Source organism: Priestia sp. D51, assembly GCF_053345675.1.
The window spans coordinates 67,319-80,420 of record NZ_JBLTIR010000007.1 but is presented as its reverse complement, the minus strand read 5'-3'; the positions used below and the strand labels follow the sequence as shown (position 1 = coordinate 80,420).

Genomic DNA, 13,102 nt, shown 5'->3' with positions numbered 1-13,102 from the left:
CTAAAGAATAGATACTATCTTTTATAGAGGGGTGCAACCAATGAAAATTTTACTATTAGGCTCAACAGGACGAGTTGGACAGTCTTTATTAAAAATGATGCTAAAAGATGAAAACGACGTTACGGTACTTGTTAGAGACCGCAATAAGCTAAAGATTAGTCATCCAAACCTACATATCTTACAAGGCGATGTCCTTGATCAAGAAAATATCAGCTTTGCCCTCAAGCACCAAGATATCGTAGTCAGCGCGTTAAATACAGATGGTGCAGAGACCATTTCAAAAAGTATTCCGCTTATTATAAACAGCATGAAGCATTACGGCGTTCATCGTATTCTTACTATCGGAACTGCAGGTATTTTACAGTCACGAACAGAACCGGAAAAGTATCGTTTTCAATCAAATGAATCGAAGCGTAAAACGACCAGAGCAGCAGAAGATCATTTAAAAGGATACTTACACTTGAAGGAAAGTGACCTAAACTGGACCGTTATATGCCCAACCTACTTGCCTGATGGTGAAGTAACAGGCACATACCGAGTGGAAAAAGATATTTTGCCAGCAGATGCCGTTAAAATTTCAACGGGAGATACCGCTCACTTTACCTACCATGAAATATGGGCTCAAAAATTCCCAAAATGCCGCGTTGGAATTGCTTATTGAAAAATCAGGAGAACTTTTCGTTTTCAAAACGAAAAGTTCTACATCCAAAAAATACCGATTATAGCTAATCCACCTAGAACAAAACCTCCTATTTGACCAACGAGAGCCGGTGTCAAAACAGGCTTTCCTTTTTCTTTCTCTAATGTGCTAATATCAAGCTTCATCTGATACATTTCTTCTTTTAAATCTTCAATCTGACCGTGCAGCGCTTGAATCTGACGTTCTTGGTCACTCATCCACTATCTTCCCTTCCCTTTTTTATTTTTATCATATGCGTAAAAAAGTTAAAGCTTTACTTTTCAGCATCACTTTTTCTAAATGTTAAAAACTCCTTTCCCCGGCTTTAGGATAAAAAACACTTTCCTTCTCATAATAAAAAAGAATAGAGTCCTTAGTCACTGTTGAAAGGAGAACATGATGATAAAACTTGTGTTGATTAGGCATGGACAAAGCGTATGGAACCTTGAAAATAAATTTACAGGCTGGACGGATGTAGACCTTTCTAAAAATGGATTGCAAGAAGCGCGAGAAGCCGGAAAAGTGCTAAAGAAAAACGAATATGCTTTTGATATCGCCTATACTTCTGTTTTAAAACGATCCATTCGTACTCTATGGATTGTCTTACATCAAATGGACTTCATGTGGATTCCTGTATATAAATCTTGGAGACTGAATGAACGACACTACGGGGCTCTTCAAGGTTTGAACAAAGAAGAAACCGCAAAAAAATTTGGAGAAGAGCAGGTGCATTTGTGGAGAAGGTCGATGGACGAACGCCCTCCTGCTTTAGAGACAACAGATATTCGCTATGAAGCTTCCAACCCTAAGTATAAGGAATTAGCTAAGGGACAATTTCCTGTAACGGAAAACTTAGCCGATACAGAAAAGCGGGTTCTAGAATATTGGAACAAAACTATTGCTCCTTCTATTAAAGCTGGCAAAAAGGTTATTATTTCCGCTCACGGTAATACGATTAGAGCTCTGATGCAGTATTTGGATAACATTTCACCTGATGGCATTGCGAACTTGAATATTCCCACAAGCGTACCGCTTGTGTATGAGCTTGATGATAATTTAAAGCCCATTAGACATTATTATTTAGGCATCGATGGAGAAATTCCGACACATATTCCTTCTTCATAAAAAACGTGCCTAGATTGTAGGCACGTTTTTTTATATATTTGAACGAAAGTATTTTCTATACGCCCAATGATTAGTAGGACCGTGTCCGGAACCAAGTTCAAGCGTATGCTTAATCGCATAGTGAACAAAATCCGAAGCGGTTTGAACTGCTTCAACTACGCTTTTGCCTTTCGCTAGTTCAGCCGTGACGCAAGCAGCAAACGTGCATCCCGTCCCGTGTGTATGCTTTGTATTCATCTTTTCATGCTTGATTTCAACATACGTATGACCATCATACACTAGATCAATCATATCCTGATGAGATTGGTCATGTCCGCCTTTAATTACCACGTGCTTTACACCTAGCTCATGCATCTGTTTTGCCGCTTCTTTTCTGTCTTCAATCGTGTGAATTTCTTTCCCCGTGATGACTTCCGCCTCCGGTATGTTCGGCGTAATGACTTCACAAAGGGGCAATAATTCTTTTAGCGCCTGTATAGCTTCTCTTTGAAGAAGAGATTGACCGCCTTTTGCAATCATAACGGGATCAACTACAACATTTTGCAGTCCGTGCTGTTTGATTTTACGAGCCACTGCGTAAATAATATCAGCACTGAACAACATACCTGTCTTCACTGCATTAGGAAATAAGTCAGTCGCAATTGAATCTAACTGCGTTTCAACTGCTTCTACTTCTAAAGGATAAACTCCTTGAACGCCAACTGTATTTTGTGCAGTCACAGCTGTAATAACAGACATGCCAAAAACGTCACGCTCTTGAAATGTTTTTAAATCTGCTTGAATGCCCGCTCCTCCACCGCTGTCTGATCCAGCAATGGTTAATGCTTTTGGTACTGTCATGCTTGAAACCTCCATCTCTTTCTTACCCAATATACCGATGATAAAGTGACTTTGCTTCTACTATATCGTTTGTTCCATGGACAAAGACGCGCCCATCTTGAAACATCACTAAACGGTAATCATCTACATAAAAAGAAAGCAGATACGGATTTTGTTCAATTTTATATCCTTTTTCTTTTAATCGTTCACCTAAAGACTGCAGCGGCTGCTTGGCTGATTTGCCCGGACGGATTTGTACCGTGTTTCTTCCGCATAGCACAGCTGTTTTCGTTTGATTTTCATATTGTAAAAAGGGATACGTTTGTTCACTGCCGCATGAGCGGCAAGCAGATTTGCGAAATACGTTCACATTGATGCTCGTATACTCATTTTTCCATACGTCAAACGAAACAAGTTCCCTCCTGAGCGCATTCCAGTCTCCAACTAATATTTTTAACACCTCTGTTACTTGATGAGCGACTACCATTTGTACAGCAGGACTAATAATCCCCACTGTATCACATGTTAACCCTCCAAGCGGTACAGATTCAAGCAAACAGGATAAACACGGTGTTTCACTTGGTATGATAGTATAACTAATTCCGTAACTTCCTACACATGCTCCGTAAATCCACGGAATATCATATTTTTGTGATAAATCATTCATTACAAGGCGTGTGTCAAAATTATCGGTTGCATCAATCATAACATCTACCCCCTCAACAAGCTGTTCTAAAACTTGAGGGGTACCGTCCGCTACGTGGGCTTCTACTTTTACATCATGATTAATATCGTGAAGCCTTTTTTTAGCGGCAACTGCTTTTGGAATTCTTTTATCAGCATCTTTTTCACTATACAATTGCTGACGCTGAAGGTTGCTCCACTCTACATAATCGCGGTCAATGAGCGTTATTTTCTTTACTCCCGCTCGTGCAAGGGCCTCAGCGTTCCCTGTTCCAAGAGCACCTGCTCCTACAATCAGAACATGCTTTTCTTGAATTTGCTGCTGTCCGCCTTTTCCAATAGGTTGAAACAATTCTTGGCGGGAATAACGATTAATCAACCGATACTCATCCCTTCTGTTGGACTGCTTGCCGTTGCATATTGTTTCTTTTCAATACGTCCTGCTTCAAATGCTGCTCGTCCTGCTTCAATCGCTAGCTTCATAGCACGAGCCATTTTCACAGGATCTTTTGCTCCTGAAACAGCTGTATTTAATAACACACCATCTGCTCCTAGCTCCATAGCTTGAGCTGCGTCTGAAGCCGTTCCAATACCTGCATCTACAATTACTGGAACAGTTGATTGTTCAATGATAAAACGCATGTTCAACGGATTAATAATACCTTGACCTGAACCGATAGGCGAAGCTCCTGGCATAATGGCATGTACGCCTAAATCCTCTAAACGACGCGCAAGTAAAACATCATCTGATGTGTAAGGTAAAACGGTAAAGCCCTCTTTTAACAGTTCTTCACTAGCTTTTAATGTTTCAACTGGATCAGGAAGCAGCGTCTTATCACATCCAATTACTTCTACTTTCACCATGTCACAAAGTCCAGAAGCCTTTGCTAATTTAGCAATACGTACGGCCTCTTCTGCATTTTTTGCTCCAGCAGTGTTAGGCAAAAGAGTGAAACGCTTCACATCAAGTGCTTCTAATAAATTAGGCTGATTTTGATCAAAAATATCCATTCGTCTAACAGCAAATGTTAAAATTTCTGTTTCCGACTCTTCTACCGCTTGACGCTGAGTCGTAAAGTCCGGAAATTTCCCTGTTCCTAATAATAAACGTGAATTAAATGTATATTGTCCAATTTTTAACATACTCTTCATCCTCCTCCAACAAATGAAACAACTTCTAATGTATCTCCATCTTTTAAGCATGCATCGCTATGTTCTTCTTTTTGCAAAATATTCTTGTTTAATTCAACAATTACAACTCGCTCATGCAGACTCTGAGCCTGCACCAAGTGCTCTACCGTTTCAATTTCATCTCCGACAGTGACGGTCTTACCGTTAATAATTAGATTCAATGAACTCCCTCCATTGCTCTCGTTAGCTGAAATGATGTAAAAAATGAATGATTTGGCTTTTTCCCTAACAAAGCATCAGCCATAATTTTTCCAGTTGCAGCGCTTAATAAAATACCGTTTCGGTAGTGGCCAAAAGCCATGTGCAGATTCGCTATTTCAGGGTGCTCTCCTAAATAAGGCCAGCCATCATTTGTTTGTGGACGAAGACCAGCCCATGCTTTTTCAAATGTGGCTTCTTTAATGGCCGGCAGAAGCGCAGAAGCTTTATTCAGCAAAAATTGAATACCTTGTGCAGAAACGGTCTTAGTAAAATCATGCTGCAGCTTAGTTGCCCCGATTACGATTCTTCCACCAGTCTTAGGGACTAAGTAAAAACCTTCATCTAAAAAAATCGTTTTAGAAAGCAGGGGCTTATGACTTTGCAGAGCAATACACTCTCCTTTTACAGGAAACACCTCGCCTAAATGTTCAGAAGAAATAAAGCGTTTAGCCCATGAGCCTGCTGCAATCACTACTTTTTCTCCATAAAAAGAGCCTTTGGACGTCTGTACCCCTTTTACTGTTTCATTTTCCATAATAAGAGAGTGAACGTCACAGTATTCGAATACATCTGCTCCGTGATACAAGGCTCCATGAGCAAGAGCTTGTGTTAACTTAGCGGGAGCTAGCTGGCCGTCTCCCGGTATTGTAATGGCTCCGTATATGTCTGGAGAGAGCCCGGGTTCTAACAAACGCGCTTCTTTTACATCGATCCATCTTACATCTTTGTCCCACCGGTGGTGCTGAGCGGCTTTTTTCTTTAATACGTGTGCATCTTCTTCTGTTACAGCGACTTTTAATAAGCCTTTTTGAATGAGCTCTACGTCGATAGCCGTTTTTTCTTTTAGTTCCTTCACCAGTTCAGGAAACATGCTTCTGCTCTTAATAGCAAGGTCTAAAAGAGGACCTTCTTCATCAATTTCAGCTTGAGCACCTAAAATACCAGCGGCTGCACTTGAAGCTTCACAACCAACTTGATTGCGTTCAAGAATAGCTACTGACGCTCCTTGTTTTGACAAATGATAAGCGATAGAAGAGCTGATTATACCTCCTCCGATTAACAGTACATCATAATGCTGCTTCATTTTCTCCACCTCCAGATGTCCATATATGAGAATATTGTTTAATCGCTTTCAGGGGATCTTGCGCAAGCATGACACCAGACATCACGGCTATACCGTGTGCTCCTGTTTGAAGTACCTCTTTGGCATTTACAGGTGTAATTCCTCCAATGGCAATAACCGGTATCTGCACAGCGTCTACTACTTCTTTTAGTGCCGCTATCCCTCGACTTTTTAATTCTTTTTTTGAATGTGTTGAATAAATATGTCCGTATAAAATGTAGTGAGCACCATCTTTTTCAGCTTCTAAAGCCTCTTCCACAGAGTGAACTGACTTTCCAACAATAAGAGAAGGAAATGCGTCTATAACAAACGAAACGTCTAAACTATGATAGGCAAGCTGTACACCTTTTGCTTTTAAAGCATGCGCTACATCAACTCGGTCATTCACAATAATTTTAGAGCGACAAAATGGTAGGCTTTCTAGTAAACATTGAATCTGCTTTGCCGTTTTCTTTTTTTCTCTAATATGAATGGCGCCCGCAAAAGGCGCGATAGCCGTTAAAATTTTTTGAAGCTCTTCGATTGGCTGCTTATCTGTTGTAATGACATGAAATTTAGGAATATCCACATGATCGAAACCTTTCCATTCAGAATAAAGAGAAATTTCAATCACTTCATCTTGTGCAGAGGGCTTTATTACATACAAAAAACCACTCTACAACGTAGAGTGGTTAGCATGCATCGTTATGTAAACATGATCGCCACTTCCCTACGCTGGTCCAAACCAGATCAGGTTCAAAGGGTCCGAAATACATCCGTCTCAGCTTCAAAAAGCTCCCCTAGTGATTGCTATTTATTGATTTTGTTTTTGCACTTAAAATTATAACACAACTAGATGTAAATACAATATCTCTTTATGCTCTTACGGCTCTCTTCCTTTTATAGATGTATCTTTTAAGCTTCTTTACTAAGAGGCCCGGCGCACCGAATCATTCTGCTTTTTATATAGTTAGTAATCGGTATAGTCGTCAAATTCTTCTTTGTCTTTTTCCTTTTTCCGATCCCATATAAACAGCAGGAGTAACATAATAAAAGTTAGAATATAAAAACCGTAAAAAATAAAGGCCGCCACAACATTTATAAATAAAAATAAAAAACCAATGATCTGACCTGCAACAGCTACAATCAACAAAATGTATTTCCAAACTTCTGCTTTTCTATCCATTCTCTACTTCTCCGTCTTTTTGTTTTTCCCTACTAGAAACGTTCTCTTTACTTATAATAAAAACGTTCCTGCCAGTAAACCGACTGTAAATAAACCAACTGTTCCAAATGCTGAAATCCCCACGTACGCCAACATTTTCCGATAAGATTTTTCCCGAATTAACTGTACGGTTTCCACACTAAACGTTGAAAAAGTGGTAAAGGCACCAAAAAACCCAATGCCAATTATTAAAAATATTGAATCATCATAAGCATGACTCGGAACCTTTCCATAATAACTACCGTAAAAAAGACCAAGCCCAAACGCACCGAGCAAGTTTACAAACAGCATTGAGACTGGAAAAGGAGGGTTTGAAACTGTTTTTGTAACTTTTAAACCCAAAAGATAACGGCATATTCCTCCAGCTGCCCCGCCAAGTGCCAAGCTCACTATGCTCATTTACTTCACCTCATGTACTTTCACTAAATTTTTCCCTGCCGCTTCACCGCATAGATAGCCTGCTAAAGCAAGAAGGATTCCACCTACTAAAGAGACAATGACATAAATGGCTCCCCAAAATAAATGGTGCTGAGTGAGAGAAATGACGTCTCCTGCAAAGGTTGAATACGTTGTAAAACCGCCGCACACGCCAACTCCTAGTCCAAGCTTTATCCATTCTTTTGGCTTTTTCCACGCAAAAAATCCTGTTAATAGGCCTAGTATGAAGCTTCCTAATAGGTTTTCAATTACCGTTCCTATTGGATAGCCCGTATATAATAAGGAAAGATTTAGCAAATAACGCGCATATGTACCAGCGATAGCACCAAAGGCAATTGAGATTAAGTTTATGGCTTTCATCATATCGCTCCGTTTCATAAATTCTTCTTTAAGTGTACCATAAGGAATTTATTTCTACCTTAACATTTAACTATATGTTTATTGCACCAAAAGTCATGAAAAAATGAAAGAGAAAATCGTCGCATGAAACTTCCTTTTTACTCCTCAAATATCCCTTAAAAATCCACTTAATCCAAATTTTAAAATCTTTCTGTATCCTTATGACAAACCGTGTATAGAAGGTATATTTCCCTTATTTTAAGTCACATTAATCGTATAAGTTTTTTTTGTTGACTTTTGCTGTGTTCTTGTTTAGTATCACAGAGTATCATTTCCTATCAGAATACTAGGGGGTTTAGAAAATGAAGAAATTTGCTGCACTTTTGTCGCTACTATTAGCTTTCACAGTTGTGCTTGCCGCATGCGGTTCTAGCTCAAAAAATGAAGCAAACAATGGAGACAATAAATCTTCACAAGAGGATTTATATAATAAAGTGAAAAAAGATGGCGTATTAACAATTGGAACTGAAGGTACATACCCTCCGTTCACTTTTCATGATGACAAACAAAAGCTAACTGGGTTTGATGTAGAATTGGCTCAAGAAGTAGCTAAACGTCTTGGCGTAAAAGCTGAGTTCAAAGAAACACAGTGGGATGGCATGTTTGCCGGATTAGATGCTAAACGCTTTGACATGATTGCTAATGAAGTGGGTATTCGTGAAGATCGTCAAAAGAAATACGATTTCTCTGACCCATACATCCAGTCAGGCGCCGTATTAATTGTTCGTAAAGACGAAAAAGATATCAAATCATTTAAAGATTTAAAAGGAAAAAAATCAGCACAGTCATTAACAAGTAACTACAAAGACATGGCTCAATCTTATGGTGCAAACATTACGAGTGCTGAAGGTTTTGCTCAAGCAGTAGAACTAATGAGCGCAAACCGTGTTGATGCTACAATCAACGATAAATTATCGTTCCTTGATTATAAGAAAAAGCACCCTAACGCACCTATCAAAATCGCGGATGAAAAATCCGATGGTGCTGCAAGCGGCTTTATGTTTAGAAAAGACAGCGGTAAGTTAGTGGATAAAGTAAACAAAGCATTGAAAGATATGAAAAAAGACGGAACATACGCAAAAATTTCCAAGAAATGGTTTGGCGAAGATGTTTCTCCTAAATAATATTTTTCCTGATGGAGAGCGATTGAATCAATTGATTTCAATCGCTCAGTCATCTCTCTTACCAATGCTAAAGGGAGCTATTCAATATTCTATTCCACTAACATTAATAAGCTTTGCCATAGGCATTGTGTTAGCTGTTTTAACAGCACTTGCTCGCTTGTCTTCAAGTAAGATATTAAACATAATTGCACGTGTATATGTGTCAATTATTCGTGGAACGCCTTTGCTTGTGCAATTATTTATCATTTTCTACGGATTACCTAACTTAGATATAACAATTGATCCATTCATCTCTGCTGTTATTGGATTTTCATTAAGTGTAGGTGCGTATGCATCTGAAATTATCCGAGCAGCGATTCAATCTATTCCTAAAGGACAGTGGGAAGCTGGCTACTCACTCGGTATGACCTATTCCCAAGCGTTAAGACGGATTATCTTACCGCAAGCAGCACGTGTATCGATTCCGCCATTATCTAACTCTTTTATTAGTCTTATTAAAGACACGTCACTTGCATCGCTTATTCTTGTTTCTGAAATGTTCCGTCAAGCTCAAGAAATTGCTTCAACTAACTATGAGTTTTTACTTCTTTATAGTGAAGCAGCGCTCTTGTACTGGGTTATGTGTACAATCTTATCCATTATCCAAGGACGTATTGAAATAAGACTAGATCGTTACGTGTCTAAATAACCGTTTCGAGTAGCTAAAGGAGTTTTTTATATGATTAATATCAAAAATTTGCATAAATCATTCGGTGATTTGCAAGTATTAAAAGGGATTGATTTGGAAGTTGAACAGGGCAAAGTAATTGTATTAATCGGCCCTTCTGGATCGGGTAAAACTACTTTTTTACGTTGCTTAAATCTGTTAGAAATCCCAACAGACGGTACAATTGAACTTGATAAAAAAAGCATGAATTTTACCAAACCTGTTCGTAAAAAAGACATTACTTCATTTCGAAGCCTAACAGGTATGGTCTTTCAAAACTATAACTTGTTTCCTCATAAAACTGCGCTTGAAAATGTTATGGAAGGTCCTGTAATTGTAAAAGGCATTTCTACTCAAGAAGCAGAAAAAAGAGGGAAAGAATTATTAACACGAGTTGGTTTAGGAGATAAGCTTGACTTTTATCCTTTCCAACTATCAGGCGGACAACAACAGCGTGTTGGCATCGCTCGAGCAATGGCGATGGACCCAAAAGTTATGCTGTTTGATGAGCCTACTTCAGCTCTTGATCCTGAGCTTGTAGGAGACGTTCTTCAAGCCATGAAAGACCTGGCGAAAGAAGGAATGACGATGGTTGTGGTAACTCATGAAATGCGCTTTGCCCGCGAAGTAGCAGATGAAGTTATTTTTATGGATCAAGGTGTCATTATGGAAAGAGGTACACCGGATCAAATATTTTCAAATCCTCAACAAGAGCGAACACGTCAATTCTTGAATATGATTCATTAAAAAGGTTGCACATTTTCACGTGCAACCTTTTTCTTTATTTGGCTACTGCTTTTTTCATTAACTCTGTAATGTACGTAAAGAATGCTTCAGCCGTGACGTCATACACGACGTCTACAGGTCGCCCCTCTTCAGAAATTTCTGTTCTTCCTTGTCTTGGTGTTTCCGTATACACAATACTCGAAACGGTTTTTACCTTCACAAGTGTTGAATTCCCTGTAAATGCTGTTGTGAGTACATCCCACAAATAATAAGTCGAATTGGTTTCAACATGCACAAGCGGCGGGCAAGCCGCGTAGCACTGCCCTACAAAGTCTACTCCTTCATACCTGCGAAGTGAAGCCCACATTTGGCGAATAGCCGGCGTTAATGGAACTTGATTCGTGCTCTCTAAAGCAACCATCTCAATTTTAATGCTGCTTTCCCATACTGTTGCTACTGCTTCTGGATCCCAAAAAGCATTCCATTCCGCCGTTCCATCATGTTCAGGCTCCTGCACATTTCCTACTTCTTGAAATGTACCGCCCATCCACACTAACTTATCAATTTTCTCTTCTATTTCCGGCGCTTTTTCAAGTGCTCTTGCTAAATCAGTTAGCGGTCCTGTAAATAATAAAGTCGTTTTTCCGTCTGTGTGCTGCAATGTTTCAATTAAATGATCATGAGCAGGCAGCTGACTTATTTTTGTTTGCACTTTCCCTTTTTCATTTAAAATCGGCAGTGCATCTACATAAAACGTATGCATGCGCCATTCTTTTGGAAATGGGTTCATACCACGTGAAGTAGATTTGGCTACCTCGATATCATAACTTCCAAAACGATCAATAATTTTTTGGCTTGCGCTGATACCTGGCTCTAAGTATCCGTCAGCAGGAATGACAGATACCCCCGTTACCTTTACATCATCCATTTGCAGCAGTAAAAAAAGGGATACTAAATCATCAATCCCTGCATCATGGTTAAAATATATGTTTGTGCTCATGTCTCTTCTCCTCTTTTCTATGTATCGCTACGTAATAGCTGTACCACTATTTTATAATGAAATGGCCTCTTTGGTAATCAAAGTATTATGAACTTCTTTTACTATTTTCTATAATGGGTATAGAAATAAGGTAATCTATGTATAGGCATATACATCTCAGTATAGAAAGGAGAAATAAAATGAAGCAATCATTTTCAGCATTAGTAGTAGATAAAACAGGTGAAGAACAAGTGGAGGCGTCTGTCCAAGAACTGACGCTAAACGATTTGCCAGAAGGCGATGTACTTATTCGCGTTCATTATTCAGGGGTGAATTATAAAGATAGCTTAGCCAGCATCGCAAACGGCAATATTGTGACAAGCTATCCGTTTGTTCCAGGTATTGACCTAGCAGGAATCGTTGTATCTTCTGACAGCCCTGATTTTAAAGAAGGTGATCGTGTCATCGCAACAAGCTATGACATTGGCGTATCACACTTTGGAGGCTACAGTGAGTATGCGCGCTTACGCAGCGAATGGATTGTCCCTCTTCCTGAAAATTTGACGTTAAAAGAAGCAATGATTATCGGAACAGCTGGCTTTACAGCTGCTTTATCTGTGCATCGCTTAGAGGAAAACCATACTAGTCCATCTAACGGCTCTGTGCTTGTAACAGGGGCTACGGGAGGTGTAGGAAGCTTTGCGGTTGCCATTCTTTCAAAATTAGGCTACACAGTGGAAGCAAGTACAGGAAAAAGCTCGGAAGCAGCTTATTTGAAAGAGCTTGGCGCTTCCTCTATTGTAGCGCGTGAAGACGTTTATAACGGCAAATTAAAAGCATTAGGCAAGCAAAAATGGGCCGCTGCGGTGGATCCTGTGGGTGGAGAGCCCCTAGCTTCTGTTCTCAGTCAAATTCAGTACGGAGGCTCTGTAGCTGTCAGCGGGCTAACAGCTGGAGGTAAAGTGCCAACAACCGTCTTTCCCTTTATTTTAAGAGGGATTAATTTACTCGGCATAGATTCTGTTTACTGTCCAATGCCTACTCGAAAAGAGATTTGGAATAGACTCGCTAATGAATTTAAACCTGAAAGCTTCGAACCTTTCATTCAGCAGGAAGTTTCTTTACAAGATCTCCCTCAGGTTCTTCCTACTTTATTAAAAGGACAAGCTCGAGGACGAACAATTGTGAAGCTATAAAAAAACGGAGAAACCTGGGTTTCTCCGTTTTTTTACGAACAGACGCATGTTATTATGCATCTATTTTTGCTGTTAAATCCGTCACTAATTCTTTCATCGTCACATCGGCTAAGACTTGTTCCATGGCATCTTGAGAACGTTTTAAAATCAATTCAAGGACACTTTGAATATTGGCTCCTACAGGACACTCCACATTCGGATTTTCATGCATTTGAAACAATTCTCCTTCTTCCACAGCCGCTACCGCTCGATAAACGTCTAACAACGTTATCTCTTCTAAATCTTTCAATAGATAAGCTCCGCCAGCTCCGGCTTTTACGCCCACAAGTCCAGCTTTCTTTAACATCCCAATTACTCGTCTTATAACAACAGGATTTGTATTTACACTGCTAGCAATCCACTCTGAAGTACTAGGATGACTGCTATCTACTTTAATTAAAGACAGTATGTGAACGGCCACGGTGAATCGACTGCTAATTTTCATTACTCTCACTCCTATTATGTTGTA

The 13,102-nt window shown here is 39.5% G+C and carries 18 protein-coding genes and 1 riboswitch; of the genes, 6 read left to right on the top strand and 12 right to left on the bottom strand.

The window, feature by feature from the left end; genetic code table 11:
- Nucleotides 1-40 precede the first annotated feature (40 nt).
- Complete coding sequence (locus ACNHOZ_RS23405; RefSeq protein ID WP_028412573.1) at nucleotides 41-661, top strand: NAD(P)-dependent oxidoreductase; 621 nt, start codon at nucleotides 41-43, stop codon at nucleotides 659-661.
- Between the two features lie 38 nt (nucleotides 662-699).
- Here the strand turns inward: ACNHOZ_RS23405 and ACNHOZ_RS23400 are convergent, their stop codons facing one another.
- Entirely contained in the window at nucleotides 700-897 is a 198-nt protein-coding gene (locus ACNHOZ_RS23400) for a hypothetical protein (protein WP_016762958.1), read from the bottom strand.
- Nucleotides 898-1,078: 181 nt separating this feature from the next.
- Between ACNHOZ_RS23400 and gpmA the strand changes: the two genes are divergently transcribed.
- Entirely contained in the window at nucleotides 1,079-1,804 is a 726-nt protein-coding gene (gene gpmA, locus ACNHOZ_RS23395) for a 2,3-diphosphoglycerate-dependent phosphoglycerate mutase (protein ID WP_028412574.1), read from the top strand.
- A 30-nt stretch (nucleotides 1,805-1,834) separates the two neighbouring features.
- Here the strand turns inward: gpmA and thiD are convergent, their stop codons facing one another.
- From thiD to ACNHOZ_RS23350, 9 genes are all read right to left on the bottom strand, one after another.
- Nucleotides 1,835-2,644, bottom strand: coding sequence for a bifunctional hydroxymethylpyrimidine kinase/phosphomethylpyrimidine kinase (gene thiD, locus ACNHOZ_RS23390; protein WP_028412575.1), 810 nt, complete (start codon nucleotides 2,642-2,644; stop codon nucleotides 1,835-1,837).
- A gap of 22 nt (nucleotides 2,645-2,666) precedes the next feature.
- Nucleotides 2,667-3,686, bottom strand: a complete 1,020-nt coding sequence (locus tag ACNHOZ_RS23385; protein ID WP_028412576.1) for a thiazole biosynthesis adenylyltransferase ThiF — start codon at nucleotides 3,684-3,686, stop codon at nucleotides 2,667-2,669.
- Nucleotides 3,683-4,450: a thiazole synthase gene (locus ACNHOZ_RS23380; RefSeq protein WP_255899007.1), complete on the bottom strand. Its 768-nt coding sequence runs from the start codon at nucleotides 4,448-4,450 to the stop codon at nucleotides 3,683-3,685. Before ACNHOZ_RS23380 ends, ACNHOZ_RS23385 begins: the two co-directional genes overlap by 4 nt.
- A 5-nt stretch (nucleotides 4,451-4,455) precedes the next feature.
- On the bottom strand, nucleotides 4,456-4,659 hold the full coding sequence (gene thiS, locus ACNHOZ_RS23375; protein ID WP_255899004.1) for a sulfur carrier protein ThiS: 204 nt from the start codon (nucleotides 4,657-4,659) through the stop codon (nucleotides 4,456-4,458).
- The gene (gene thiO / locus ACNHOZ_RS23370) at nucleotides 4,656-5,783 is read right to left on the bottom strand and encodes a glycine oxidase ThiO (protein WP_028412578.1); all 1,128 of its coding nucleotides are present in this window, start codon (nucleotides 5,781-5,783) and stop codon (nucleotides 4,656-4,658) included. Before thiO ends, thiS begins: the two co-directional genes overlap by 4 nt.
- Nucleotides 5,767-6,390: a thiamine phosphate synthase gene (locus ACNHOZ_RS23365; protein WP_028412579.1), complete on the bottom strand. Its 624-nt coding sequence runs from the start codon at nucleotides 6,388-6,390 to the stop codon at nucleotides 5,767-5,769. Before ACNHOZ_RS23365 ends, thiO begins: the two co-directional genes overlap by 17 nt.
- Before the next feature lie 121 nt (nucleotides 6,391-6,511).
- Nucleotides 6,512-6,613: riboswitch (TPP riboswitch) on the bottom strand.
- Between the two features lie 158 nt (nucleotides 6,614-6,771).
- Nucleotides 6,772-6,987, bottom strand: coding sequence for a hypothetical protein (locus tag ACNHOZ_RS23360; protein ID WP_013055279.1), 216 nt, complete (start codon nucleotides 6,985-6,987; stop codon nucleotides 6,772-6,774).
- A gap of 51 nt (nucleotides 6,988-7,038) precedes the next feature.
- The gene (gene crcB / locus ACNHOZ_RS23355; RefSeq protein ID WP_255899000.1) at nucleotides 7,039-7,425 is read right to left on the bottom strand and encodes a fluoride efflux transporter CrcB; all 387 of its coding nucleotides are present in this window, start codon (nucleotides 7,423-7,425) and stop codon (nucleotides 7,039-7,041) included.
- On the bottom strand, nucleotides 7,426-7,824 hold the full coding sequence (locus tag ACNHOZ_RS23350; RefSeq protein WP_028412581.1) for a fluoride efflux transporter FluC: 399 nt from the start codon (nucleotides 7,822-7,824) through the stop codon (nucleotides 7,426-7,428). It lies immediately after the preceding gene.
- 341 nt (nucleotides 7,825-8,165) lie between these two features.
- On the opposite strand from ACNHOZ_RS23350, the gene ACNHOZ_RS23345 reads away from it, so the two are divergent.
- The 3 genes from ACNHOZ_RS23345 to ACNHOZ_RS23335 are packed head-to-tail and all read left to right on the top strand — an operon-like array spanning nucleotide 8,166 to nucleotide 10,440.
- Nucleotides 8,166-8,987, top strand: coding sequence for an amino acid ABC transporter substrate-binding protein (locus ACNHOZ_RS23345; protein WP_034268043.1), 822 nt, complete (start codon nucleotides 8,166-8,168; stop codon nucleotides 8,985-8,987).
- The gene (locus ACNHOZ_RS23340) at nucleotides 8,971-9,675 is read left to right on the top strand and encodes an amino acid ABC transporter permease (protein ID WP_034268046.1); all 705 of its coding nucleotides are present in this window, start codon (nucleotides 8,971-8,973) and stop codon (nucleotides 9,673-9,675) included. Before ACNHOZ_RS23345 ends, ACNHOZ_RS23340 begins: the two co-directional genes overlap by 17 nt.
- Before the next feature lie 30 nt (nucleotides 9,676-9,705).
- The gene (locus ACNHOZ_RS23335; RefSeq protein WP_034268049.1) at nucleotides 9,706-10,440 is read left to right on the top strand and encodes an amino acid ABC transporter ATP-binding protein; all 735 of its coding nucleotides are present in this window, start codon (nucleotides 9,706-9,708) and stop codon (nucleotides 10,438-10,440) included.
- A gap of 34 nt (nucleotides 10,441-10,474) precedes the next feature.
- On the opposite strand, the gene ACNHOZ_RS23330 is transcribed toward ACNHOZ_RS23335, so the two are convergent.
- Entirely contained in the window at nucleotides 10,475-11,419 is a 945-nt protein-coding gene (locus tag ACNHOZ_RS23330; protein WP_033580660.1) for a nucleoside hydrolase, read from the bottom strand.
- Between the two features lie 179 nt (nucleotides 11,420-11,598).
- Here ACNHOZ_RS23330 and ACNHOZ_RS23325 point away from each other — a divergent pair, with 179 nt between their 5' ends.
- On the top strand, nucleotides 11,599-12,594 hold the full coding sequence (locus tag ACNHOZ_RS23325) for an NADPH:quinone oxidoreductase family protein (RefSeq protein WP_447697294.1): 996 nt from the start codon (nucleotides 11,599-11,601) through the stop codon (nucleotides 12,592-12,594).
- 52 nt (nucleotides 12,595-12,646) lie between these two features.
- Here ACNHOZ_RS23325 and ACNHOZ_RS23320 read toward each other — a convergent pair whose 3' ends face one another.
- Nucleotides 12,647-13,078 carry an Rrf2 family transcriptional regulator gene (locus ACNHOZ_RS23320; protein ID WP_048020620.1) on the bottom strand — a complete coding sequence of 144 codons (432 nt, stop codon included), beginning with the start codon at nucleotides 13,076-13,078 and terminating at the stop codon, nucleotides 12,647-12,649.
- Between the last annotated feature and the right edge of the window lie 24 nt (nucleotides 13,079-13,102).